Below are 22,284 nucleotides of genomic sequence, written 5' to 3' on the forward strand. Positions count from 1 at the left end.
ATGAGCGACATCCAGGCCCAGCTTTCAGTTCTGAAGCAGACCGCCGACCCGAAGGCGGTTGATGCAATTCAACACCTCATCGACCACGGTGAGGACCACGAGCTCAATCGCGTCAATGTGCTCGACTTCTCCAGGCAGCATGGCGTGGATGAGGAGCGCGCGATCTCGGCGTTCCTGCATTCGGCGCGGCTCGGGCTGTTCGATCTCGGCTGGAACGTGCTGTGCCCGGGATGTGGCGGCGTGCTGGGGGCGCATTCGACGCTGAAGGCACTGAAGCCGGACGATTATCACTGCGCGCTCTGCGCCTGCGGCTACAAGGCGTCGGTCGACGATCAGGTCGAGGTCTCCTTCACGGTGAATCCGCGCGTGCGCCGTATCGCGGCACACGACCCCAACTCGCTACCAGTGTGGGAGTATTTCAAGCAGGTGTTCTGGAGCTCCGGCGTCGACTTCGACAAGGAGTCCTTTGCGACGCTGTCCGACGAAGTAACGCTCGATACGCTCGAGCTGCCGGCCGGCGAGAAGGCCACCATGTCGCTGCAACTGCCGAACGATTTCATCATCATCTTCGAGCCGGTGACGCACGCCGCCCATTTCATCGATGTACAGGGCGAGCCGACCAAGGACCGTCAGCAGCTCGCCATCATGTACAACAAGGTACAGGCGCCGACGGGGACCACGACAATGCGACCGGGCCCGCTGCGGCTGTCGCTGGAGAACCAGGCCGGCGTCCGCGTGCTGCCGTCGGTGTTCATCGCGGCCGAGGCGCTTCATCACCTCATCGGCAAGCGCAAGCCGTTCCTCACCGCCAAGCGGATGCTGTCGAACCAGACTTTTCGCGATGTGTTCAAGGCGGACAATCTCAGTCTCGACCAGCGGCTCCAGATCACCTCGCTGACCTTCCTGTTCACTGATCTCAAGGGCTCGACGGCGCTGTACGAACGCGTCGGCGATCTCGCCGCCTTCGATCTCGTGCGCGCACATTTCCAAGCGCTGCTCGAGATCATCTCGTCCGAAAAGGGCGCGGTGGTGAAGACGATCGGAGATGCCGTGATGGCGACCTTCATCCGCCCAGAGCACGCGATCGTCGCGGGCCTGCGGATGCGTGCCGCGATGGACGAACTCAATAAAAAGCGCGGCACCGCCGATCTCATCGTCAAGATCGGCATCCATGAAGGTCCCTGCCTCGCGGTGATGCTCAACGAGCGGCAGGATTATTTCGGCCAGACCGTCAACATCGCCGCGCGCGTGCAGAGCCTGTCGACCGCGCAGGAGATCCACATCACGGGCCCGGTGCTGGATGCGCCCGCGGTTGCCGAAGTGTTGCAGCAGCGCGCCATCAAGCCGATCCAGAAGCAGGCCGCGCTGCGCGGCATCGCCGACAAGATGGTGGTGTACGAGATACCGTGAGGGATGGGCGCTACTTCCTCTGTCGTCACGTCCGGGCTTGTCCCGGGCATTCACGTCTTTCTTCACGGGGTTGCGTGGATGGCCGGGTCAAGCCCGGCCATGACGGAGAATAAGGCAGCCCAGATTGCCGAAACGTAATCAGCGCGCGGGACTGACGCATGTTGCGCTGGTTGAGTCTCCTTCTCATATAGTGGCTTGTAGCGGACGCTCCCGCGGCTTCATCGATTTCGGTAGGACCCCATGCTCGACGGCCTGCGCCAATTCATCGCCGAGATTGTTGCCCCTCATGCCGGGGATCGCGCCTTCGGCGGCAGCGACTATCGGCTCGCGGCAACCGCACTGCTGGTCCATGTGGTTTCGCTGGACGGCCAGCCGACACAGACCGAGCAGCGCAAGCTGCACAGCCTGATCGAGAGCCATTTCGGTCTGGACCGTGGCACTGCGGACCGGCTGATTGCGGACGCGACCCAGGTCGAAGGCGAGGCGGTCGACCTCTATCATTTCACCAGCGTCATCATGCGCTCGCTCGACGAAGAGGGCCGCAAGCGCATCGTGCAGATGATGTGGGAGCTGGTCTATGCCGACGGCCAGGTCACCGAGTTCGAGGACAACGTCGTCTGGCGCGCCTCCGACCTGCTCGGGATCGCCCAGCGCGACCGGATCGACCTCAAGCATGCGGTTGCGGACCGCGCCGGCGGTCAGGTCAAGGACGGCGCCGTCGGCGGCTGATCCGTCCCAACACGGCGAATTGCGGGCCGTGTCGACACATGACGAAACTTTAATATTGTTGCCGGCCGCGCCGGTACCGATAACCCGCGCAAATGATGGGTTTTTTCTGCACGGCCTGTCGTCCGCTCACGATGCCATGCAGCCAGCCAGCTTGCGTGTCGCGCATGGCTTATGCTCTCGTCCCGTCATTGTGGGCCAAAAGACTTGAATAAGAGACTTCGATCGTGACTGAGCGGGTGACGCTGATAACCGGTGCTTCGGCCGGCATAGGCACAGAGCTGGCGCGCGTATTCGCGGCGAACGGGCATCGCCTGGTTCTGACGGCGCGCCGCGCAGATCGTCTCGAGGCGCTCGCGTGCGAGCTCTCCGCCAAGGGCGGCAAGAAGCCGATCGTGATCGCCTGCGATCTGCAAGAAGCCGATGCCGGCGAGAAGATCGCGGCGGCGCTCGCGGCCGAAGACGTCGAACTCGACTATCTCGTCAATAATGCCGGGTTTGGTGTGTTCGGCGATGCAATCGAGTGCGATCGCGTCGAGCAGGTTGGCATCGTCGATGTGAATGTCCGGGCTCTAACGGATCTGTCGCTGCGGTTCGCCGATCAGCTCGTCAAGAACAAGGGCGGTCTTCTCAATGTCGGATCTGTCGCCGGCTTTCTGCCCGGCCCCGGCATGGCCGTCTATTACGCATCCAAGGCCTATGTGATTTCTCTCACCGAGGCCTTGCGTGCAGAGCTCGCTCCGCGCGGTGTTCGTGTCACCGTACTTTGCCCGGGTCCGGTGCCCACCGAATTCCAGGCCCGCGCCGGCGTTGGGTCTGGGCATAACACGTCGCTTCTCAATGTTCCTGCCGCCGATGTTGCACGGCAGGCCTATCGTGGCCTGATGGCCAACAAACGGGCAGTGCTGCCGGGTCTCGGCATCAAGATTGTGCCATTCGCGCTGCGTTTCTTCCCGCGCGGCTTCATCCTGTCCGCCACCAGCCGGTTTCAGCGGCAGAGGCACTAAAGACGCTCGAAGCGCCCGTCGTGGCCCGGAGCTTGCTTCCATATCGGGAAGCTTGTGTGTGCGAACTCACACGAAATTAACCTTCGCTTAGCTATGCTGTCGGTCTGAACCGATAGCATTTGGAAAGGCAATGTCGTTCCGGACGAACAGGTTTGGTGGCGCGGAATTGGTGCCCTTCCCTAAGCGAAGGGCGCTTGGCGCATCCGCTGCCCGTCCTGAAGACCGGCGGCCGGTTCTCATCGTCCTGCATCAGGAATCCTCGACACCCGGCCGGGTCGGCAATGCGCTACGCGCGCTCGGCCATCGCCTCGACATCCGCAGGCCCCGCTTCGGCGATCCCCTGCCCGGGACGCTCGAGCAGCATGCCGGCGCCGTGATCTTCGGCGGCCCGATGAGCGCCAATGATTCCGACGACTACATTCGCCGCGAGATCGACTGGATCGAAATTCCGCTTCGCGAACAGCGGCCGTTCCTCGGCATCTGCCTTGGTGCGCAGATGCTCGCAATGCAGCTCGGTGCCCGCGTCGCGCCGCATGCGGATGCGCTGACCCAGATCGGCTATTATCCGATCCGCCCGACGGCGGTTGGACGCGCGCTCTGCCCGGACTGGCCGGCGCAGGTCTACCACTGGCATCGCGAGGGATTTGAGCTGCCTGTCGGCGCTGAATTGCTTGCCGAAGGCGATGATTTTCCAGTGCAGGCGTTTCGTACCGACAATGCCTTCGGCGTGCAGTTTCATCCCGACGTGACCTACGCGATGATGCATTGCTGGATCACACGCGGCTATGACGGCCTCTCTGCACCCGGTGCGCGCGAGCGGCATCATCATTTCGCGGACCGCGCCGTCCATGATGTTGCGGAGCGCGCCTGGCTCGATCATTTCATCGACGGCTGGCTGGCGCGCCGGCCGGTGCTGGCGCAAGCCGCCGAGTAACGCCGCGGCGTCGCGCGAAACTCTTGCCTCTTCCCTGGATATGCTAGGCTCGCTCCCAACAAGCGCGCGCGAAATTGCGCCGGCAAACAAAGGGAGAGCGCCGTGGCCTATGAACACATTCTCTATGAGGTGAGCGACCGGATCGCGACTATCACGCTCAATCGTCCCGACCGCATGAATGCGTGGACGCCGGTCATGGAGCGCGACGTGCGCCACGCCATGGAAGCGTCAAGCGCGGACGACAATGTCCGCGTCATCGTGCTCACCGGTGCGGGCCGCGCCTTCTGCGCCGGCGCCGACATGGACGCACTGAAGGGGCTCGATCCCAACGACATCAGGCGCGCCTCGAACCTGCCGCCCTTCGACATGAACAGGCGGCCGGACTGGCAGTCGCGCTACGGCTTCTATCCGTCGATCGGCAAGCCAGTCATCGCGATGCTCAATGGCGCGACCGCCGGCATCGGCCTCGTGCACGCGCTCTATTGCGACCTGCGCTTTGCGGCCGACAACACCGTGTTCACGACCGCCTTCGCGCGGCGCGGCCTGATTGCCGAACACGGCATCAGCTGGATGCTGCCGCGCATCGTCGGTCATGCCAATGCGATGGATCTCCTGCTCTCGGCCCGGCGCGTGGCGAGTGACGAGGCATTGCGGATCGGGCTGGTCAACCGGCTCTGTCCACCCGAGAAGCTGCGCGCAGAGACCTATGCCTATGCGCGGGACCTCGCCGATCTCGTCTCGCCGAGCGCGATGGCCGTCATCAAGCGGCAGCTCTACGAGGTGCCATTCCAGACGCTGGCAGAGGCGACGATCGAGGCCAACCGGGAGATGCTGGTCGCGCTTGGCGGCAGCGATTTCCGCGAGGGCGTGGCAAGCTTTATGGAGAAGCGGGCACCGCGGTTTACGGGGAGGTAGGGGGAGATTTGTGGAGAAGGTCCGCCGTCGCCCTTCGGGCTGTGGCGGGACAGCCTTCGCTACACGAAGGCTGGTGGAGCCAGGCGGGATCGAACCGCCGACCTCGTCATTGCGAACGACGCGCTCTCCCAGCTGAGCTATGGCCCCATAGTCGCCCGCTCTGGTCAATGCGGCCGACAACCGGGCGCCATTTAAGTCCCCGCCAAGGTCAAGTCAAGGACGGGTGTAACCCGGTTTTAGCCGTCCGGGCACCGACTTCCCTTGTTTGGGGCGGGGGGAACCGATATCTAGCCATGACCATCCCACGACAGGCCCAGAGAGTGTTTCGCTGATGCGCCCGATAGTCTTCATTCTGATCCAGATCATCAATCTGTACATCTACCTGCTGATCGCATCGGCAATCCTGTCCTGGTTGATCGCGTTCAACGTCGTGAATACCCGCAACCAGTTCGTCGGAGCGATCGCGGAGTTTCTCTATCGGATTACCGAACCGGTCCTCGGCCCGATTCGGCGCAGGCTGCCCAGCATGGGCGGGCTCGATATGTCTCCGATCGTCGCATTCTTCGTGCTTTGGTTGATCCAGCTCTATCTCGCCGAGTACGTTTATCCGAACGTGCCGTAGGCCCGATCGTGACGGAGCCTTGATGATCCCTTGATGGTCCCTTGGCGCAGCTCCACCACGGGCGTCAATATCGCGTTGCGGGTGACGCCGCGTGGCGGGCGTGATGGCGTCGACGGGATCGAGCAGCTCGCCGACGGCCGCAGCGTGTTGAAGGTGCGCGTGCGGGCGATCGCCGATGGCGGGGAGGCCAATCGCGCGGTTCTGGCGCTGCTGGCGAAGTCGCTCGGCGTGCCCAAGGCGAGCGTGAGTCTTCTGTCCGGGGCGACGTCGCGGCTGAAGCAGATCGCGGTCGAGGGCGATCCGGCACGGCTTGCCGAAGCGTTGCGCCGGCTCGCTCCGACCGAATCGACAGATTTAGGGAACTGACATGACGGCCAAGATCATCGATGGAAAAGTCATCGCCGCGGAACTTCGCGGCCGCGTTGGCGATGAGGTCGCTCGCGTCAAGCGCGAGCACAATCTGGTGCCGGGGCTCGCGGTGGTCCTGGTCGGCAGCGATCCCGCTTCAGAGGTCTATGTCCGCTCAAAACATACGCAGACCCAGGCTGCCGGCATGGCCTCGTTCGAGCACAAGCTGCCGGCCGACGTCTCGCAGTCGGATCTCCTGGCGGTCGTCGCAAAGCTGAACCGCGATCCCGCCGTGCACGGCATTCTGGTGCAATTGCCGCTGCCGAAGGGGCTGAACACCGAGGCCGTGATCAATGCCATCGATCCCGCCAAGGATGTCGACGGACTGCATCCGAACAATGCCGGCCGGCTCGCCGGCGGATTGGAGGCGCTGTCGCCCTGCACGCCACTCGGCTGCATCATTTTGACCAAAAGCGTGCATCCTTCGCTCGCAGGCATGAACGCCATCGTCATCGGCCGCTCCAATCTGGTCGGCCGCCCGCTGGTGCAACTGCTGCTGAACGAGAACGCTACGGTGACGATCGCGCATTCGCGCTCGCGCGATCTGCCCGGCCTCGTGAAGCAGGCGGATCTCGTTTATGCCGCAGTCGGCAGGCCTGAGATGGTGCGCGGCGACTGGCTGAAGCCGGGCGCGACCGTGATCGATGTCGGCATCAACCGCATTCCGAAGGACGACGGCAAGACGCGGCTGGTCGGCGATGTCGCCTATCAGGAAGCGCTCAGCGTCGCCGGCGCGGTGACGCCGGTGCCGGGCGGCGTCGGCCAGATGACGGTGGCCTGCCTGCTCGTGAACACGCTGCGCGCGGCTTGTGCGATCGCGGGCCTGCCGAAGCCGGCGGTGTAAACTCAAGTTCTCGTGCCCCGGCTCAGCGGCGCGTCATTTCATGACGCACGCCGTCCGGGACAACGGTAACTCACGCCTTCTTTTTTTTCTCGCGCTCGATGCCTTCGAGGATCAGTTTGTGGGCATCCTCGGGGCCGCCCCAGCGCAAAATCTTCACCCACTTGCCGGGTTCGAGATCCTTGTAGTGCTCGAAGAAGTGCTGGATCTGCTGGAGCGTGATGTCCGGCAGGTCGGAATACGACTTCACCTTGTCGTAGCGCTGCGTCAGCTTCGACGACGGCACCGCCAGAATCTTCTCGTCGCCGCCGGCTTCGTCCTCCATGAACAGCACGCCGACCGGGCGCACGCTCATGACGGCGCCGGGAATGATGGCGCGGGTGTTGACGATCAGGACGTCGCAGGGATCGCCGTCATCGGACAGGGTGTGCGGGATGAAGCCGTAGTTACCGGGGTAACGCATCGGCGTGTAGAGGAAGCGGTCGACCACCAGCGTGCCGGCTTCCTTGTCCATCTCGTATTTGATCGGTTCGCCGCCCACCGGAACTTCGATGATGACGTTAACTTCCTGTGGCGTGTTTTTCCCGATCGAGACCGCATCGATACGCATTAAAGGCTCCGTTGTTGCCGAGGTTAAATCGCGCCCGGCAGCGATTTTGGCGCTGTCATACGCGGGCTTGGCCCGCCGATCCATCGCGTTTTTGTGAAATAATGAATCCAGCGATCACCGGCCCAAAAGGCAACGGTATCGACGGAAGGGGAGCGCTGCCGTTTAAGGTTTCAGCAGCTCAATTGGTCCAGGCGAAGGCAACCTTGTCGAGCGACTTCGGCCCGAAGCGCTCCGAGGAGCGCGCCACCATGCGGCCACCCAGCGCCCGGTAGAACTCGGTGGCGGGATCGTTGTCCGACAGCGCCCACACCACCATGCTCTTCAGATTGCTCTGCATGAGGTCGCGGCGGGCTGCAGTGAACAGGCGACGGCCGAAACCGAGGCCCTGGAATTCGGGACGCAGATAAAGCTCGTAGATCTCGCCGTCGAAATGCAGGCTGCGGGCGCGGTTGCGGCCATAATTGGCGTAGCCCGCGATCTTGTCGCCGAACACCAGCACGCTGACGCGGCTGCCCTTGCGGATCGCGCTGTCCCACCACTGCGGACCGCGGCGGTTGATCAGCTTCTCCAGCTCGGCGCCGGGAATGATGCCCTGATAGGCTGAGCGCCAGGCTTCGTCATGGGTGGACGCCACCGCAGTTGCATCTGCAGCTTTGGCCGGCCGGACCTCGATCAGGGTTGTGCTCATGGACACGATCAAACCAAGTCGCCGCGCCGGCGGCAAGACCCATCGTTAATTATCGGTTAACCTGTGGACTTTCTGCATCAGTATTTTGACCATGTTGTGCCGAAAAAAGACAAGCCGCCGCTTTGCACGGCAACGGCGTGCCATGCGTCGGTGCAAAACTGCTCTGCGGCAACGAATGAACGGCAATGGCAACGCAGAAAGTCCGTCTAGAATGATTCGTTCCTACTAGTCTGGCCCGCGCCATCCGTGTTCGCCTTCGGCAATTCATGCGGCTTCTCAACATTCTCGCGCTCCTGCTTCTGCTGTCCTTGCTGACGGGGTCGCCTCTGTGCGCTCAGGTCACGTTTGGGTCATCGGGCGCGGAAGGTGAGCCGTTCCGCCGGCAGCAATGGCGCGTGCCGTCGCCGGATACCGACATTGCAGCGCACGCACTGCTGTTTCGTCCCCTCGGCGCCGGTCCATTTCGGCTTGCGGTGATTGCGCATGCCTCGACGCAGAACGTGTTACGTCGCGCGCAAATGCCGCAGCCGGAATATCGCGCGCTCGCAGCGTCTCTCGTCGCGCGCGGCTTTGCCGTGCTGGTGCCGGAGCGGCTCGGCCATGGCGCGACCGGCGGTCGTTATGTCGAGGACCAGGGAGGCTGTGACGAAGCGGACTATGCGCGCGCGGGGCGCGCCACCGCGGAGGAAATTTCGTTCGCACTGGACTATCTGCTCAAGCAGGATTTTGTCCGCAAGGACGCAGCGATCGTGATCGGGCATTCCGCTGGCGGCTGGGGCGCGCTGGCGCTCGCCGATGCCGATCCGAAGATGATCTCGGCGATCATCGCCTTTGCGCCGGGGCGCGGCGGTCATGCCAACGACGAACCGAACCGGATCTGTGCGCCGCATGCGCTCGTCGCGGCCGCTGCCGAATTCGGCAAGACGGCGCGCATTCCCGTCACATGGATCGTCGCGGCCAATGACAGCTATTTTGCGCCGGCATTTTCGAAGGCGTTGGCAGAAGCGTTTCACAGCAAGGGCGGCAAAGTCGATTTCCGCACATCGTCGGCGGTGGGCAGCGAGGGCCATTGGATGATCGAGACGGACGCCGGCGTCAAAGCCGCCAGCCAAGACCTCGATCGTGCGCTGAAGCCTGTCGCGGCGAAGAAACCATGACGCTGTATTTCCAGGTCGCGGTCCCTGATGCCGGATAATCGATGATGCAAAAATGGCCCGATGACGATGTGATCCTGTTCGACGGCGTTTGCATCTTCTGCTCGCGCTGGGTGCGCTTCGTCGCGAAGCGCGACACGGCGAAGCGCTTTCGGTTCACGCCGATCCAGTCGGACTATGGGGCGCGGCTGGCGCACACGTTCGGTATCGATTCGGATGATCCCGACACCAATGCCGTGGTCCATGGCGGCGAGGCGTTCATGAAATCGGACGCCGCGCTGACGGTGCTGTCAAATCTGCCGGGATGGGCCTGGGCGCGCGTGCTGTTTGGTGTGCCGAAGCCGTTGCGAAATGCGGCGTACAGCCTGATCGCACGCAACCGCTATCGCATTTTTGGGAAGTACGATGCGTGCTTCGTACCCGATGCAGACTTGCGAGCCCGGATCATCGAGTAATTCGTCATTGCGAGCGCAGCGAAGCAATCCTTAGTGTCTCCGCGGACCGATTCTGGATTGCTTCGCTTCGCTCGCAATGACGGAGATTGCGGTTACGGCTTACCTAGAGCCGCCAGCACGTCCCCCGCCGCCTGCTCTCCGCTGTCCCGCGCCCCATGCGCTGTCGTGAAAAAGCTCGGCGACGTCGCTTCGCCCGCGAAGAACAATCGTCCATCCACCGGCGCCGCCAGCACCGCGCGGTCACCGGCATGCCCCGGCAGCGCGTGCGAATACGAGCCTCGCGCAAACGGGTCATGTCCCCACCGCGATTCGTACAGCGGCTTCAGCTTGCGGCGGATATCATTGCCGAGAAGACCTGCAATCTCGTCGATGCTTTGCGCGGCGATGGCGCCTTCGCCGGCAGCCTCCAGCTCGCGTGCAAAACTGCCGCCGAAAAAGCCTTCGATGCAGGGCTGGCCGAACGGGCGGATGTGGTAGGTGCCCATCGCGGTCCGCATGGTGGCGCCGCGCAGATTGCCTTCCTTGGGGAAAGCCTCGGCATCGCTTAGCGCCAGCGTCACCTTGTCGTCGACGCCGAGCGGCAGGCCGCGCGCGGCGTCGACCTTGGCCGGCAGAGGCGGTGAGAAGCGGATCGCTTCGTCGGCGATCAGGTTGGTCGGCACGGTGATGATCACCTTGTCCGCCGCCAGCGTGCCTTGCGATGTTTCGAGGCGGATGCGTTTTCCGGAATGATCGATCAGCGTGACGTTGCAGTTCAGCGCCACCGGGCAGTGCGTGCCGTAAGCCGCAATCAGCGCGCCATAGCCGCGACGAACGCGCCAGTTGGCGTCGGTGTCCTCATAGGCGTCCCAGTCGAGCGTCGACATGTCCTTCAGTTCGCAGCCGTTGATGTAGGTCGAGACGGCGTCGATCATGGGGTTCCAGCGATTGCCGGGCTCGAGACTTTGGCTCGCGGGTTCGTCCCTGCCCTTCTGAGCGGCCTGCCAGAGGCGCTGATAAAAGGCGTCCATCGCGCGCATGAAATCATCGCGCTCAGCCTGCGGGAACGCGTTGCCGAAGGCGCGGTCGCGCCAGGGCGGCAGGTCCTTGTTGACCTCGAAATCGAGTTGTCTTGCGATTTCGACGAAGGAGTTCTTGTCGGCCGAATGCAGCCAGCCGCAGCCGACATCGAACGTGACTTCAGGCGAGGCCTGCACGGTCCAGGCGCGGCCGCCGAGCCGGTCGCGCGCTTCCAGCACGATCATGGAGAGGCCGGAGCCGGACAGCGCGTGGGCTGCGCCGAGGCCGGCCGCACCGGCGCCGATGATCGCAACATCGACGGAGGACGGAAGGGAACTCATGAGCGGGCTCTAGCACGTTCGCTGGAGGGCCAGAAGCCAGCGCGCGCATAGCCGTCATCACCCGCCTTGTGTGCAATTGCGCACAGGAGCGGGTGATCCAGTATTCCAGTGACAGTCGTGAGGTACGGAGAAGCCGCGGCGTACTTCATTCCCCGCTTTCGCGGGGAATGACAGTGCGCGTGGCTTACGCCACCGCTTCCTTGGACTTTTCCGCGCGCTTGCGCTCGTTCGGGTCGAGGTGCCGCTTGCGCAGACGGATCGACTTCGGCGTGATTTCGACCAACTCGTCGTCCTCGATATAGGCCAGCGCCTTTTCCAGGGTCATGCGGATCGGCGGGGTCAGGCGCACCGCTTCGTCCTTCGAGGTGGTTCGGATGTTGGTGAGCTGCTTGCCCTTGAGGATGTTGATCTCGAGGTCGTTCTCGCGGGTATGCTCGCCGACGATCATGCCCTTGTAGACCTTCCAGCCCGGCTCGATCATCATCGGACCGCGATCTTCCAGCTTGAACATGGCGTAAGCCACCGCTTCGCCCTGGTCGTTGGAGATCAGGACACCGTTGCGGCGGCCCTGGATGTCGCCCTTGTACGGCGCGTAGCCGTGGAACAGGCGGTTCATGATCGCCGTGCCGCGGGTGTCGGTAAGCAGTTCGCCCTGGTAACCGATCAGACCGCGGGTCGGCGCGTAGAACACCAGCCGCAGACGATTGCCGCCTGAGGGGCGCATCTCGATCATCTCGGCCTTGCGTTCGCTCATCTTCTGCACGACCACGCCGGAATGCTCTTCGTCGACGTCGATCACGACTTCTTCGATCGGCTCCTGCCATGCGCCGGTCGTCTCATCCTTCTTCAGCACGACGCGCGGACGCGACACCGACAGTTCAAAACCTTCGCGGCGCATGGTCTCGATCAGGATCGCGAGCTGCAATTCGCCGCGCCCGGAAACTTCCATCGAATCCTTGTCGGAGGCCTCGACCACGCGCAGTGCGACGTTGCCTTCGGCTTCGCGCAGCAGGCGGTCGCGGATCATGCGGCTGGTTACCTTGTCGCCTTCCGTCCCGGCGAGCGGTGAGTTGTTGACGATGAACGACATCGACACGGTCGGCGGGTCGATCGGCTGCGCCACCAGCGGCGTTTCGACCGACGGATCGCAGAAGGTGTCGGCGACGGTCCCCTTGGTCAGGCCGGCGATCGCGACGATGTCACCTGCGTCGGCTTCTTCGAGCGGGGTGCGCTCGATGCCGCGGAAGGCGAGGATCTTGGTGATGCGGCCCTGCTCGATCATCTTGCCGTCTGCGCCCAGTACCTTCACGGCCTGGTTCGGCTTGATCGAGCCTGAGGTGATGCGGCCGGTGATGATGCGGCCGAGATAGGGATTGGCTTCGAGAATGGTGCCGATCATGCGGAACGGGCCTTCCTCGACGGTCGGCGGTGCGACATGGCGCACGATCAGGTCGAACAGCGGCTGCATGCCGGCCTCGTGCGACCCATCCGGGCTATCGGCCATCCAGCCTTGCTTGGCCGATCCGTAAAGGATCGGAAAATCGAGCTGCTCTTCGCTGGCATCGAGCGCCGCGAACAGGTCGAACACTTCGTTGATGACTTCGGTCGCCCGCGCGTCGGGACGGTCAACCTTGTTGATGACGACGATCGGCTTGAGGCCGACCTTGAGTGCCTTGGAGACCACGAATTTGGTCTGCGGCAGCGGGCCTTCGGCGGCGTCCACCAGCACCAGCGCGCCGTCCACCATGTTGAGGATGCGCTCGACCTCGCCGCCGAAATCGGCGTGGCCGGGGGTATCGACGATGTTGATGCGGGTGTCCTTCCACTGCACCGACGCCGCCTTGGCGAGAATGGTAATGCCGCGCTCGCGCTCCAGATCGTTGGAGTCCATGGCGCGTTCGGTTACCTTCTGGTTCTCGCGATAGGTGCCGGATTGCTGGAGCAGGCGGTCGACCAGGGTGGTTTTGCCGTGGTCGACGTGGGCGATGATGGCGACGTTACGAAGGTTCATGAGTGAGCTTCTTTGCGGTCGGACAATGGGTTAAGCGCGATCTCGCCGGTCAAGCCGGGACCTCTTCACGGACAACGCTGAAACGTGGAAAACGGGGCCTATTACGCCCAAAAAGGCCGCCCGGCCAGATCTACCAGGCACCCTACGCGTTTGCAGCGCAATATAGGCAAAAATCGCCAAAAAACAATGCGTTCTTTCGGATTTGGTTGACTGAATTTTGTCCGGGAATCCCCGGGGTTTAGGGCGAATCCCGCACCAAACCGGCCCTTTAGGCGGGGGCGGGGGCCTCGATCAGCCCTGTACCTCGCTGCTGCTCGCCTCCTCGGTCGGATAGACCCCGCGCAGTACTTCCTCGAAATGCATCTTCACGGCGTCGTTGCAGAGGCAGGCGCGCAGCCGCAGGCCGTCGCGGTTGCGGACCAGGATCGACCCGCGCCGTGTGTCGAGCACGCCCTCGGCCTTGAACGACTGGAGCACCCGGCTCGCATAGCTGCGGCCGACGCCCAGCAGCGTGGCAAGCTGCTCATGCGTCAGCGGCACGCTGTCCTCGTCGCCGGTCCGCTCCATCGCGGCCATGATCCATTTGGCCGTGCGCTGCTCGATCGAGTGGATGGCGTTGCACGCAGTCGACTGGAAGATCTGCGCCAGCATGCAATCGGCATAGCGGGCAAACACGTTGCGCAGCGATGGCGAACGCAGCTTGGCCGCCTCCAGCTTGGCGACGTTGATGCGTACAAACGGTCCGCCGAATTTCACGCAGATGCGGGTATAGGCCGGCAGAAATCCCTCGCTGACGATGCCGCCGACCGCACCCTCGCGGCCGACCAAAATGGTCTCGACATCGCGGCCGTCTTCATTGGGGACGACAAAGGTCGCAAGCGATGGGCCGCACGGAAAGTGCACGACCTGGACGTCGTCGCCGGGACTGTAGAGCAGATCGTTCGCTGCGGTGTCCTCGAACGTGATGTATGGCGCAAGCAGCGCAAAATCCGCCGGATTCAACCGCCGCAGCAGGTTGTTGTAGGGCCGATTGCTGACGTCATTCAGATTGCTGGTGCGCGCATCCATTCGAAATTTCCCCGTGCGTCCCCTTTGCACAATACCGGGCTCTGCCTTCCGTCTGTGTGCACAAGTGGACAGACGGGGAAACGTCCGTGTGGTGGGTTTCGTTCCGGGAACCTTCCGATGCGCTGGGCGTAGCATCGTGTCGCTGCAGTCCTGATCCGAGAAACTCCATGTTCCAAGATGCAATGATGGCACCCGCTCTTTCCGATGGTTCAGACTGTCCTGCCGATGTCCTGATAGTAGAGGACGATCCGATCATCGCGATCGATTTCGAGGATCGCCTGCTCGGGTTTGGCGTGACGAGCGTGCGCACCGTGGGTTCGGTGGCGCAAGGGCTGGAGGCGATCGTGAGGCGCCCGCCGGACTTCGCGCTGCTCGACGTCGAACTGATCCGCGAGAAGAGCTTTGCGATCGCCGAGCGGCTCGTCGCCCTGAAGATTCCGTTCGTGTTCGTGACCGGTTACGGAGCGGAGACGAGCATTCCCGTGCAGTTTGCCGCACGACCGCGCTTGCAAAAGCCCTGCTCCAGCGATGCGCTGGAAGCGGCCTTGCGAACGTACGGCACCTGACCGCGCCCCGGCCTCAGCTTCAAGCGAATTTCGGATCCAGCGTGGTCGACCACAGCGCGACATCGGCACGGTCGCGCAAGGTCACGATCATCTGGCCGGAGGCGCCGTCGATCTTGACGTGACCGAAGAACTGCATGCCGGCCGACGGCGGCAGGTTCTGGTTGTCTTTTCCGGGCGCCTTGATGAAGCGCACGTCCGGGCCAAAGGTGTTGTCGAGATCGTTCGGGCCGAAGGTGCCGGCGTGCAGCGGACCCGAGACGAATTCCCAGAACGGATCAAAATCCTGGAACTGCGCCTTGTTCGGATCGTAATAATGCGCGGCGGTGTAGTGCACGTCAGCGGTCAGCCATACCGTGTTGCGGATCGGCGCCGTCTTGATGAAGCGCAGCATGTCGGCGATCTCGAATTCGCGGCCGCGCACCGGACCGTCGCCTTGCGCAAAGGCTTCCGAGCCGCCCTTCGGCGTGTCCGGCACGACGAGGCTGAGCGGCATGTCGGAGGCGATCACCTTCCAGGTCGCGCGCGAATTGAGCAGGCCGCGCTTGAGCCAGGCGATCTGGTCCGGGCCGAGGAAATAGCTGGCCGGGCCGTATTCGGTCTCGAGGTCGGCGCCGTTGGGGCCGCGGTAGCTGCGCTCGTCGAGCACGAACACGTCGAGATGCGGACCGTAGGAGATCTGACGATAGACCCGGCCGGGCTCATTGATGCTCTCGCGCATCGGATACATCTCGTGGAAGGCGCGGCCAGCGCGGGCTGCGAGCAGCGAGATGTCGCGCACCTTGTAGGTCGCCGGCAGATCCTTCGACAGCGACCAATTGTTGGTCACCTCGTGATCGTCCCACTGCACGAAGATCGGCACCTCGGCATTGAAGGCGCGGACGTTGTCGTCGGTGAAATTGTATTTGTGCGCGGCGCGGTACTCGTCCAGCGTCTCGGCGACCTTGGCCTTCTCGGGAATGGTGACGTTCTTCCAGGTCTTGCCGTCGGCGAGCTTCACCTCGGACTGGATCGGGCCGTCGGCGTAGATGGTGTCGCCGGAATGCAGGAAGAAATCCGGCCGGTGCTTGCGCATCGTGGCGTAGGAGACCATGCCGCCGTCGTCGGGATTGATGCCCCAGCCCTGGCCGGCGACGTCGCCGCCCCAGACGAAGCTGACGTCGCGGCGGTCGGCCGGCGCGGTGCGGAAACGGCCGGTCACCGGCTCGCCTTCGATCGCAGTGTGGGAGAGATCGCGGAAACGGACGCGGTAGAAGATGTCCTGTCCGCTGGGAAGATTCTCGATCAGCATCTTCGCGGTGAAATCGCTCTCGGGCAGCGCCGCGATCGGCGGCAGCGCGCGGGCATCTTTGAAAGACTCCGTCGTCGCCACCTCGACCAGCATCTGCGACGGCCGATCGGCGCGCGCCCAGACCACGCCGCCATCGACGGTGACGTCGCCCGATTGCACGCCGTGGGTCACGGCCGGCCGGTCGGCCGCGCGCGAGAGATGAGGCATCGCGATCGCGCCAAGCGCGCCGGCGCCGGTGGTGAGAAAACGGCGGCGGGAGAATCGGATCTTCATGAGAATGGTCTCGATATCGCGTGGCACGGCTGCCGAGGCGGCAGTCGCCAGGATGAACCCCGACGCTATATTGAGACAATGTGACGCGGCGATAACGCGCGCAGGCTCTTACGCAGTGCTTGCGGCCCGGAATTGCGCGCTGGCGCGTTGCAGGTTCTGCGGCATGCTGAACAGCACGGCCTTGCGGTCGGCCACCGCAGTATGGAACTGCTCGAGCACGATGTTGAAGGCGGTCAACGCGCCTTCCTCGATGGCGCCGTGATCGTAGCAGCGCAGCGTGTCGCGCAGGATCTCGTCGGCCTCGGTCTGCATCTGGTCGAGCTCTTCGGTCGTCTCGCTTTTGCGGGCGGCCGCGATCATGTCGAGCAGGCGGTCGCGCAGATGGCTGTTGTTGTCGCGCTCGTCCTTCTTCAGATAGCCCGCGAACCATGCGCCGATCGAGCCCGTGGCCGAGAGCGCCATCAGGGTCCACCAGATGTAATCGCTGTATTTGTCGAGGAAGGTTTTTTCCTCGCCGTCGACGAAGGCGGCGGCACCGGGATGCACGGGGATCACGGCATCCTTGTCGGTGTCGGGCGTTTCGATCTTCGCGGCCATCGGGAATTCGGCCACCAATTGCTGGCGCACCGCGAACAGCTGCCGCGTGAACGCGGCGACGGTGGTCTCCGACAAGCCCTTGCGCGCCACGATGTGGTGCGAAAAGCTGATCGTCTTGACCTCTTCCTCGGGACGGTCGGGCGAGCCGCCATAAGTGCCGGCGGGAATCTCGGACGCTTCATAGACCGGATGGTTTTGCGCGATCGCATCCGCGGAATCGATCGCGAGGAAGGTCGGCGTGCCGATATCCTTGGAGGAGGCGGCGATCGCGTCCGCGGTGATCTTGCTGTTGACGGGCCCTGCCGCCAGATACGCGTCGACCTTCTGGGTGCGGATCGCCTCGGCGACTTCGCCCGCCGGGAATTGCACGATCTCGACCTTGGCGGGATCGACGCCGTATTGCTGGAGGATCACCTTGAGCAAATTGACGTTGGCGGGCGTGCGGCCAACCACGCCGACGCGATGGCCGGCGAGCTGCGCGATCTTGGTGATCTTGGCGCCCTTCTTCTTGCCCTTGCCTGGCACGGTCCACAGCACCGCGACGTTCTTGCGGAGCGTCGCGACGGCTTGCGCATTCTTGGGCACGTCGAGATCGCCGCGCACGATGGCGAGGTCGGCTTTGCCCTCGGCGAGCAGATCGGCACTGGCGGTGGCGCCGTCGGTCTGGATCGGACGCAGCCGCACATAGCCCTTGCTCTGCGCAAAGGCTTGCGTCAGCGCCTGCACCACCTTGACGTCATCGCTGTTGGCGGGACCGACCGCGACCTTCAGCGTCACCGGTCGCATCGCGAAATAATAGCCGCCGACAAGCGCACCGATGATTGCAAACACGAGCGCCAGAGACACGAGCGCGGTCTTCCGCGCCGCGGATCGCGGCGAAGGCGGAGAGGGCGTTTCGGCCAGGTCCAATCCCCCTGTCATCGATCTCCCAAACAAGCGCTTCAGGCTCAGTTTCATCTTGGCCGGCGATTTACGCCCCCAAGTGTAGCAAATTTCTTGTCCGGCGGGGTTACATCTCGGTCATGGTTAGCGGATCGACGAAATCCCGTATGAACCGGGGCGTAAGCACGGTGTTAGGGTAAAGTTCCCCTGAAGGACGGAGGCGATCATGGCAGAGCGGTTATCGGCGGACGCGCGCAAGCAGGCGCTGGGCGGTATCCCGGGCTGGGCCGAGGTTTCTGGCCGGGAGGCCATCGGGAAGACCTTTGTCTTCAAGGATTTCAACGAGGCCTTCGGCTTCATGACCCGCGCCGCGCTGGTCGCCGAAAAGATGGATCACCACCCGGAATGGCGCAACGTCTACAAGACGGTGGAGGTGGTGCTGTCGACCCATGATGCCGGTGGCCTCACGGGGCTCGATATCGAGCTTGCCAAGGCGATGAATGGCATCGCCAGGCTGACGCAGGGCTGACGTCTTGCAGGGACCGGCTTGATCCCCATCTTGTGATCAGCATCGTGAGCGGCGATCCGCCGCCCTTCCCCGCGGCCCCTGGCTGAACGGAGTTTTGGACATGGCTGCCGAACACAGCGTCGGCTTCGAGCCGGCTGATCGGCTTGCCGAGGACCGTGAGAGCGTGCGTCGCCGCTTCTGGCGCAAGCTGAAGCGTGTCGCCGCGCATCTGCCGTTCGCGGAAGATCTGCTCGCCGCCTATTACTGTGCGTTCGACCGGCAGACGCCGCGCCATGTCCAGGCGTCGCTGCTCGGCGCCATCGCCTATTTCATCCTGCCGTTTGATTTCATCCCCGACGTGATGCCGATCCTCGGCTTCACGGATGACGCCGCCGTGCTCGCCACCGCCCTTCGCATGGTCGCCAGCCACATCACGACGGAGCATCGCGAAGCCGCCCGTGCCGCGCTGAAGCGCGGCGTGGATGAGGCGGAGGCGGCGTAGCAGCGAACCACCGGAGTCGTCCTGGCGAAAGCCAGGACGACTCTGAGAGACCTACTTCTTCTCCGTCCCCGTTCCCGCCCGGGCCTTCTCCGCATCCCACGCCTGGAATTGCTTGAACAGCGTTTCCCGGTCGGCGTCGGACACCTTCGCGGCCGTGGGGGTTTGCTTCAGGAACGCCTCGAAGCGTTGCTGGGTCACCGGCTCGACGCCGTGCCGGTCGAGCCATTGCTGCGCCACCGGCAATCTGCTCCAGCCGGTCAGTGGTGCTGCGAGCGAAACCTCCTTCCATTTGGGATGGAACGGCGGGTTCTGGAGTGCCGGGAATTTGGTGAAGAACGCGTCCACGAACAGCGCGAGCTTGCGATAGCGCTCGGTGTTCGGTGCCCAATTATAAGCCGCGAGCACTGCAGGCACCGCGATGGTGTCCACGCTCTCGCCCTCCTTGATCAGGTTCGGATAATCCTTGGCGGTCAGCGTCGCTGGCAGGTAGTCGCTCTGGAGCGGCTTTGCATAGTCGACCTTCGCAAGGTGGAAGCGGCCGTCATTGCCGAAGCTCGAGACCGATTTGTAAGGCTTGCCGCCGACCACGATGACGGCGTCGATTTCGCCGGCCTTCAGCTTCTCCATCGCGATACGCTGCTCGACATAGACGAATTTCGCCTTGATCCCGAGCCGCTCGAACACGGTGAGCGCGGTGACGAAGGTGCCGCCGTTGGGCAGGTCGACGCTCACCGTCTTGCCTTCGAGGTCTTTCAGCGTCGCGACCGATTTCGGCGCGATCACCTGCATCTCTTCGTTGTAGAGCTTGGTCACATAGGTGAATTGCCGCTTGATGTCCTTGGCGAAGCCTTTTCGTTCGAGATAGTCGAGCGTATCGGCCCGTACGATTCCGAGATCGACGCCTTGCAAAAACAGGATATCGGCGACGCTCTGCACCGAGCCGCGGCCGACGATCGGCAGCACGCGGATCTTGTTGCCGTCGTCGAGCACGGAGGCGAGATCGGCGCCGAACTGCACATAGGTGCCGCCGATCGTGCCGGTGATCAGCGTGACGGTGTTGGCGTTCAGCGCCTGCTTGGTCGAGGTCGAGCCGAACTGGAAGATGGCCTTCAAACTGTCCGAGACCTTGGCCGGATCATATTCGGTCTGCTCGGCGCGCGCCGCGAAGGCGCAGATGGTCATGATGGCGGCAAGCGCCATTCTCAAAGCGTTACGCATGATGTCCCCTGATGAGTTCTAGTTCGAGAGCTGAGCGAGGCGCTGCCGCGCGTCCGCCGATCCGAAGGCTGCTGCCTTCTGGTACCAGTCGCGTGCGACCGTGGCGTCGGCATTGACGCTCCGCGAGTCCCTGGTGCCGAGCACGGCCGGATCATAGGTCTGGGCCAGCAGGAGTGCGGCCGTTGCATCCTGCGCATTGGCGGCGCGTTCGAGCAGCAGGCGCGCCGCGGCGATGTCGCCGACGCCGATCAGGCTCTTGGCGCGCGTCATCAGTCCTGCCAGCGTGTCCGCATCGAGCTCCCTCGCAGGCTGAGCCGGCGCAGGTGGAGGCGGTGCAGGCTGCACGGCGACGGGCGCGGGGGCCTGGGCTTGCAGCGCAATCTGGTAGGCGGTCGCGATCGCCTCGCGGCTCGGCGCCGATTGTGCCGGCGGAGCCTGCGTGTCGGCGCTCGCCAGCTTCGTGTTGGTCACGCGGGCCAGGTCCTTGAGCGGGATCTGGGGTGCCACTGGCGCACTGGCCTGAGCCGCTGGATGGTCAGGGGCTGGGCTCGTCGCGATACCGGCACTGGCCGCGACGAGGTTGCGAAGATCGGGCTGAAACAGCGCGGCCAAAACCGCCGCGGCCGAGATCGCCAGAACCGCAGCGCCAACGCGTCGAACGATCCTGGTTCGGCGGTGCAACTCTAGCGGCGCATATTCGCGCGGGTCGGGCGTGCCGAGCGGGTCGGACAGGAAAAGTGGAACGGGATCGTCCTGCGAAAGATCGGCGCGCTCGGCGCGTGCACGGATAAAGGACGCGGTGGACGAATATGATGCGGCTTTATCGGAGTCGAACGCCCTCGACTCCCTGGACGGGCGGTATGCCGTCGTCTCCATGGTGATGCTCCCCATTACTAACGCAACGCGAGGGCCTTCCCGGCTTCAGTCTTCTTGTTGTTGTCCAGAAGCGCCCCGTGAACTGGAACCGGTAAATCGCCGTTTGAATCAGCCCAAAAAACGACGACGGTTGGCGCGAATCGGGAGAAATTGGGGTTTGATTGGGGCGGCGCCGGGGAATGCACCGCCATTTCGCCAGCTGTGGTTGAGGGGATTTTGCTGGGCAGTGGGAGCGCACGGCCTGTCTCGCGGTCGCTCTCATTCCCCGCGGAAGCGGGGAATCCAGTATGCCGCGGCCCATCGATTGAACCCCCATCGTCTCGGAATACTGGATCGCCCGCCCCAGTGCGCAATTGCGCACAAGGCGGGCGATGACAGTTTCAGATGTGGCAACAGCTCAGCATCCTCAGGGATGCAAAATCACCTTGCCCATGGCCTGGCGTCCCGCGAGCACCTTCAGCGCATCCGCCGTCTGTGCCAGCGGGAAAGTGCGATCGACATGCGATGAAATCTTTCCTTCCGCGGTCCACTTCACGAGCTTCTCCAGATTGGCGCGGTTCTTGGCCGGGTTGAGCCGTGTCCAGGCGCCCCAGAACACGCCGCGGATGTCGCAGCCTTTCAGCAGCGCGAGGTTCAGCGGCATTTTGGGAATGTCGCCAGCGGCAAAGCCGATCACGAGGAAGCGGCCTTCCCAGGCAATCGAGCGCAGCGCCTGCTCAGCATAGGCGCCACCCACGGGATCGAAAATGATGTCGACGCCCTTGCCGCCGGTGAGCTTGCGCAGGCCTTCCTTCAAATCTTCCTTGCCGTAGTTGAGCGTCAGCTCGGCGCCATGCGCTTTCGCGAACTCGAGCTTCTCGTCCGACGAGGCGCAGGCGATCACCTTCAAGCCCATCAGCTTGCCGAGCTCGCAGGCAGCCAAGCCTGTGCCGCCGGCAGCACCGAGCACCGCGAGCGTCTCGCCCGGCTTCGGGCTCGCGCGATCTTCCAGGGCATGCAGCGCGGTGCCGTAGATGATGATGATGCCCGCCGCGCGGTCATAGTCGAGATTGTCGGGAATCTTCACGATCGAGGCCGCGGGCAGTGCGATCTTTTCGCGCGCGCCGTTGTGGCCGCAGGAGGCCACGACGCGGTCGCCGATCTTCACATCGGTGACGCCAGGGCCGATGCTCTCGATCACGCCGGCGACTTCGGCGGCCGGCGAGAACGGAAATGGCGGCTTGATCTGGTATTTGCCCTGGATCATCAGGATGTCGAAGAAGTTCAGCGCCGCCGCCTTGATCGCGATCACGGCTTCGCCGGGACCTGCCACCGGATCCGGTATGTCGGCGAGTACGAGATCGTCAGGCTGGCAATATTGCGAGCAGAGGATGGCTTTCATGGCG

The 22,284-nt window shown here is 63.6% G+C and carries 23 protein-coding genes and 1 tRNA gene; 13 read left to right on the plus strand and 11 right to left on the minus strand.

The window, feature by feature from the left end; genetic code table 11:
* The 5 genes from ACPPVR_RS01750 (at position 1) to ACPPVR_RS01770 (ending at position 4,992) form a co-directional block, all read left to right on the plus strand.
* The gene (locus ACPPVR_RS01750) at positions 1–1,410 is read left to right on the plus strand and encodes an adenylate/guanylate cyclase domain-containing protein (RefSeq protein ID WP_426612578.1); all 1,410 of its coding nucleotides are present in this window, start codon (positions 1–3) and stop codon (positions 1,408–1,410) included.
* A 240-nt stretch (positions 1,411–1,650) separates the two neighbouring features.
* On the plus strand, positions 1,651–2,139 hold the full coding sequence (locus ACPPVR_RS01755) for a TerB family tellurite resistance protein (protein ID WP_426612579.1): 489 nt from the start codon (positions 1,651–1,653) through the stop codon (positions 2,137–2,139).
* A gap of 224 nt (positions 2,140–2,363) precedes the next feature.
* The gene (locus ACPPVR_RS01760) at positions 2,364–3,143 is read left to right on the plus strand and encodes an SDR family NAD(P)-dependent oxidoreductase (RefSeq protein ID WP_426612580.1); all 780 of its coding nucleotides are present in this window, start codon (positions 2,364–2,366) and stop codon (positions 3,141–3,143) included.
* A 130-nt stretch (positions 3,144–3,273) separates the two neighbouring features.
* Positions 3,274–4,077 (plus strand): glutamine amidotransferase, encoded by an 804-nt coding sequence (locus tag ACPPVR_RS01765; RefSeq protein WP_426612581.1) that lies wholly within the window; start codon positions 3,274–3,276, stop codon positions 4,075–4,077.
* A gap of 102 nt (positions 4,078–4,179) precedes the next feature.
* Positions 4,180–4,992: an enoyl-CoA hydratase gene (locus ACPPVR_RS01770; protein ID WP_426612582.1), complete on the plus strand. Its 813-nt coding sequence runs from the start codon at positions 4,180–4,182 to the stop codon at positions 4,990–4,992.
* Positions 4,993–5,063: 71 nt separating this feature from the next.
* On the opposite strand, the gene ACPPVR_RS01775 is transcribed toward ACPPVR_RS01770, so the two are convergent.
* Positions 5,064–5,139: transfer RNA gene (locus ACPPVR_RS01775), tRNA-Ala, on the minus strand.
* Between the two features lie 184 nt (positions 5,140–5,323).
* Here ACPPVR_RS01775 and ACPPVR_RS01780 point away from each other — a divergent pair.
* The 3 genes from ACPPVR_RS01780 to folD are packed head-to-tail and all read left to right on the plus strand — an operon-like array spanning position 5,324 to position 6,866.
* Entirely contained in the window at positions 5,324–5,614 is a 291-nt protein-coding gene (locus ACPPVR_RS01780; RefSeq protein ID WP_092232626.1) for a YggT family protein, read from the plus strand.
* Between the two features lie 33 nt (positions 5,615–5,647).
* Complete coding sequence (locus tag ACPPVR_RS01785) at positions 5,648–5,980, plus strand: DUF167 domain-containing protein (protein ID WP_426612583.1); 333 nt, start codon at positions 5,648–5,650, stop codon at positions 5,978–5,980.
* A 1-nt stretch (position 5,981) separates the two neighbouring features.
* Positions 5,982–6,866 (plus strand): bifunctional methylenetetrahydrofolate dehydrogenase/methenyltetrahydrofolate cyclohydrolase FolD, encoded by an 885-nt coding sequence (gene folD / locus ACPPVR_RS01790; RefSeq protein ID WP_426612584.1) that lies wholly within the window; start codon positions 5,982–5,984, stop codon positions 6,864–6,866.
* A 70-nt stretch (positions 6,867–6,936) separates the two neighbouring features.
* On the opposite strand, the gene ppa is transcribed toward folD, so the two are convergent.
* Both ppa and ACPPVR_RS01800 read right to left on the minus strand, forming a co-directional pair.
* Entirely contained in the window at positions 6,937–7,473 is a 537-nt protein-coding gene (ppa, locus tag ACPPVR_RS01795) for an inorganic diphosphatase (RefSeq protein WP_426612585.1), read from the minus strand.
* Positions 7,474–7,651: 178 nt separating this feature from the next.
* Positions 7,652–8,161: a GNAT family N-acetyltransferase gene (locus tag ACPPVR_RS01800; RefSeq protein ID WP_027533231.1), complete on the minus strand. Its 510-nt coding sequence runs from the start codon at positions 8,159–8,161 to the stop codon at positions 7,652–7,654.
* Between the two features lie 266 nt (positions 8,162–8,427).
* Here ACPPVR_RS01800 and ACPPVR_RS01805 point away from each other — a divergent pair, with 266 nt between their 5' ends.
* Both ACPPVR_RS01805 and ACPPVR_RS01810 read left to right on the plus strand, forming a co-directional pair.
* Positions 8,428–9,318: a dienelactone hydrolase family protein gene (locus tag ACPPVR_RS01805; protein WP_426612586.1), complete on the plus strand. Its 891-nt coding sequence runs from the start codon at positions 8,428–8,430 to the stop codon at positions 9,316–9,318.
* A gap of 44 nt (positions 9,319–9,362) precedes the next feature.
* On the plus strand, positions 9,363–9,770 hold the full coding sequence (locus ACPPVR_RS01810) for a thiol-disulfide oxidoreductase DCC family protein (RefSeq protein WP_426616305.1): 408 nt from the start codon (positions 9,363–9,365) through the stop codon (positions 9,768–9,770).
* A gap of 92 nt (positions 9,771–9,862) precedes the next feature.
* On the opposite strand, the gene ACPPVR_RS01815 is transcribed toward ACPPVR_RS01810, so the two are convergent.
* From ACPPVR_RS01815 to ACPPVR_RS01825, 3 genes are all read right to left on the minus strand, one after another.
* Positions 9,863–11,110, minus strand: a complete 1,248-nt coding sequence (locus ACPPVR_RS01815; RefSeq protein WP_426612587.1) for a flavin monoamine oxidase family protein — start codon at positions 11,108–11,110, stop codon at positions 9,863–9,865.
* Between the two features lie 184 nt (positions 11,111–11,294).
* Positions 11,295–13,121, minus strand: coding sequence for a translational GTPase TypA (typA, locus tag ACPPVR_RS01820; RefSeq protein ID WP_426612588.1), 1,827 nt, complete (start codon positions 13,119–13,121; stop codon positions 11,295–11,297).
* 291 nt (positions 13,122–13,412) lie between these two features.
* Complete coding sequence (locus ACPPVR_RS01825; protein WP_426612589.1) at positions 13,413–14,189, minus strand: Crp/Fnr family transcriptional regulator; 777 nt, start codon at positions 14,187–14,189, stop codon at positions 13,413–13,415.
* Between the two features lie 167 nt (positions 14,190–14,356).
* Between ACPPVR_RS01825 and ACPPVR_RS01830 the strand changes: the two genes are divergently transcribed.
* Positions 14,357–14,755, plus strand: coding sequence for a response regulator (locus ACPPVR_RS01830; protein WP_426612590.1), 399 nt, complete (start codon positions 14,357–14,359; stop codon positions 14,753–14,755).
* Positions 14,756–14,774: 19 nt separating this feature from the next.
* On the opposite strand, the gene ACPPVR_RS01835 is transcribed toward ACPPVR_RS01830, so the two are convergent.
* Together ACPPVR_RS01835 and ACPPVR_RS01840 are read right to left on the minus strand one after the other, a co-directional pair.
* Positions 14,775–16,316 (minus strand): alkaline phosphatase D family protein, encoded by a 1,542-nt coding sequence (locus ACPPVR_RS01835; protein ID WP_426612591.1) that lies wholly within the window; start codon positions 16,314–16,316, stop codon positions 14,775–14,777.
* A gap of 108 nt (positions 16,317–16,424) precedes the next feature.
* Positions 16,425–17,870 (minus strand): TAXI family TRAP transporter solute-binding subunit, encoded by a 1,446-nt coding sequence (locus tag ACPPVR_RS01840; RefSeq protein ID WP_426612592.1) that lies wholly within the window; start codon positions 17,868–17,870, stop codon positions 16,425–16,427.
* Positions 17,871–18,021: 151 nt separating this feature from the next.
* Between ACPPVR_RS01840 and ACPPVR_RS01845 the strand changes: the two genes are divergently transcribed.
* Complete coding sequence (locus ACPPVR_RS01845) at positions 18,022–18,324, plus strand: 4a-hydroxytetrahydrobiopterin dehydratase (protein WP_426612593.1); 303 nt, start codon at positions 18,022–18,024, stop codon at positions 18,322–18,324.
* Positions 18,325–18,424: 100 nt separating this feature from the next.
* A complete protein-coding gene (locus ACPPVR_RS01850; RefSeq protein ID WP_426612594.1) occupies positions 18,425–18,805 on the plus strand; it encodes a YkvA family protein in 381 nt (126 codons plus the stop codon).
* 51 nt (positions 18,806–18,856) lie between these two features.
* Here the strand turns inward: ACPPVR_RS01850 and ACPPVR_RS01855 are convergent, their stop codons facing one another.
* From ACPPVR_RS01855 to ACPPVR_RS01865, 3 genes are all read right to left on the minus strand, one after another.
* Complete coding sequence (locus ACPPVR_RS01855; protein ID WP_426612595.1) at positions 18,857–20,023, minus strand: TAXI family TRAP transporter solute-binding subunit; 1,167 nt, start codon at positions 20,021–20,023, stop codon at positions 18,857–18,859.
* 18 nt (positions 20,024–20,041) lie between these two features.
* Positions 20,042–20,899 carry a hypothetical protein gene (locus tag ACPPVR_RS01860; protein ID WP_426612596.1) on the minus strand — a complete coding sequence of 286 codons (858 nt, stop codon included), beginning with the start codon at positions 20,897–20,899 and terminating at the stop codon, positions 20,042–20,044.
* 406 nt (positions 20,900–21,305) lie between these two features.
* Positions 21,306–22,280, minus strand: coding sequence for an NADPH:quinone oxidoreductase family protein (locus ACPPVR_RS01865; RefSeq protein ID WP_426612597.1), 975 nt, complete (start codon positions 22,278–22,280; stop codon positions 21,306–21,308).
* Positions 22,281–22,284 lie beyond the last annotated feature (4 nt).

This window comes from Bradyrhizobium sp. McL0616, from assembly GCF_049993385.1.
Taxonomy (GTDB): Bacteria; Pseudomonadota; Alphaproteobacteria; order Rhizobiales; family Xanthobacteraceae; genus Bradyrhizobium.

Coding starts and splice junctions, on each gene's coding strand:
- ACPPVR_RS01830 (WP_426612590.1), top strand. CDS start 14,357: ATGTTCCAAGATGCAATGATGGCACCCGCTCTTTCCGATGGTTCAGAC.
- ACPPVR_RS01800 (WP_027533231.1), bottom strand. CDS start 8,161: ATGAGCACAACCCTGATCGAGGTCCGGCCGGCCAAAGCTGCAGATGCA.
- ppa (WP_426612585.1), bottom strand. CDS start 7,473: ATGCGTATCGATGCGGTCTCGATCGGGAAAAACACGCCACAGGAAGTT.
- ACPPVR_RS01810 (WP_426616305.1), top strand. CDS start 9,363: ATGCAAAAATGGCCCGATGACGATGTGATCCTGTTCGACGGCGTTTGC.
- folD (WP_426612584.1), top strand. CDS start 5,982: ATGACGGCCAAGATCATCGATGGAAAAGTCATCGCCGCGGAACTTCGC.
- ACPPVR_RS01850 (WP_426612594.1), top strand. CDS start 18,425: ATGGCTGCCGAACACAGCGTCGGCTTCGAGCCGGCTGATCGGCTTGCC.
- ACPPVR_RS01765 (WP_426612581.1), top strand. CDS start 3,274: ATGTCGTTCCGGACGAACAGGTTTGGTGGCGCGGAATTGGTGCCCTTC.
- ACPPVR_RS01815 (WP_426612587.1), bottom strand. CDS start 11,110: ATGAGTTCCCTTCCGTCCTCCGTCGATGTTGCGATCATCGGCGCCGGT.
- ACPPVR_RS01750 (WP_426612578.1), top strand. CDS start 1: ATGAGCGACATCCAGGCCCAGCTTTCAGTTCTGAAGCAGACCGCCGAC.
- ACPPVR_RS01835 (WP_426612591.1), bottom strand. CDS start 16,316: ATGAAGATCCGATTCTCCCGCCGCCGTTTTCTCACCACCGGCGCCGGC.
- ACPPVR_RS01840 (WP_426612592.1), bottom strand. CDS start 17,870: ATGAAACTGAGCCTGAAGCGCTTGTTTGGGAGATCGATGACAGGGGGA.
- ACPPVR_RS01845 (WP_426612593.1), top strand. CDS start 18,022: ATGGCAGAGCGGTTATCGGCGGACGCGCGCAAGCAGGCGCTGGGCGGT.
- ACPPVR_RS01860 (WP_426612596.1), bottom strand. CDS start 20,899: ATGGAGACGACGGCATACCGCCCGTCCAGGGAGTCGAGGGCGTTCGAC.
- ACPPVR_RS01865 (WP_426612597.1), bottom strand. CDS start 22,280: ATGAAAGCCATCCTCTGCTCGCAATATTGCCAGCCTGACGATCTCGTA.
- ACPPVR_RS01755 (WP_426612579.1), top strand. CDS start 1,651: ATGCTCGACGGCCTGCGCCAATTCATCGCCGAGATTGTTGCCCCTCAT.
- ACPPVR_RS01780 (WP_092232626.1), top strand. CDS start 5,324: ATGCGCCCGATAGTCTTCATTCTGATCCAGATCATCAATCTGTACATC.
- ACPPVR_RS01785 (WP_426612583.1), top strand. CDS start 5,648: ATGGTCCCTTGGCGCAGCTCCACCACGGGCGTCAATATCGCGTTGCGG.
- ACPPVR_RS01825 (WP_426612589.1), bottom strand. CDS start 14,189: ATGGATGCGCGCACCAGCAATCTGAATGACGTCAGCAATCGGCCCTAC.
- typA (WP_426612588.1), bottom strand. CDS start 13,121: ATGAACCTTCGTAACGTCGCCATCATCGCCCACGTCGACCACGGCAAA.
- ACPPVR_RS01855 (WP_426612595.1), bottom strand. CDS start 20,023: ATGCGTAACGCTTTGAGAATGGCGCTTGCCGCCATCATGACCATCTGC.
- ACPPVR_RS01805 (WP_426612586.1), top strand. CDS start 8,428: ATGCGGCTTCTCAACATTCTCGCGCTCCTGCTTCTGCTGTCCTTGCTG.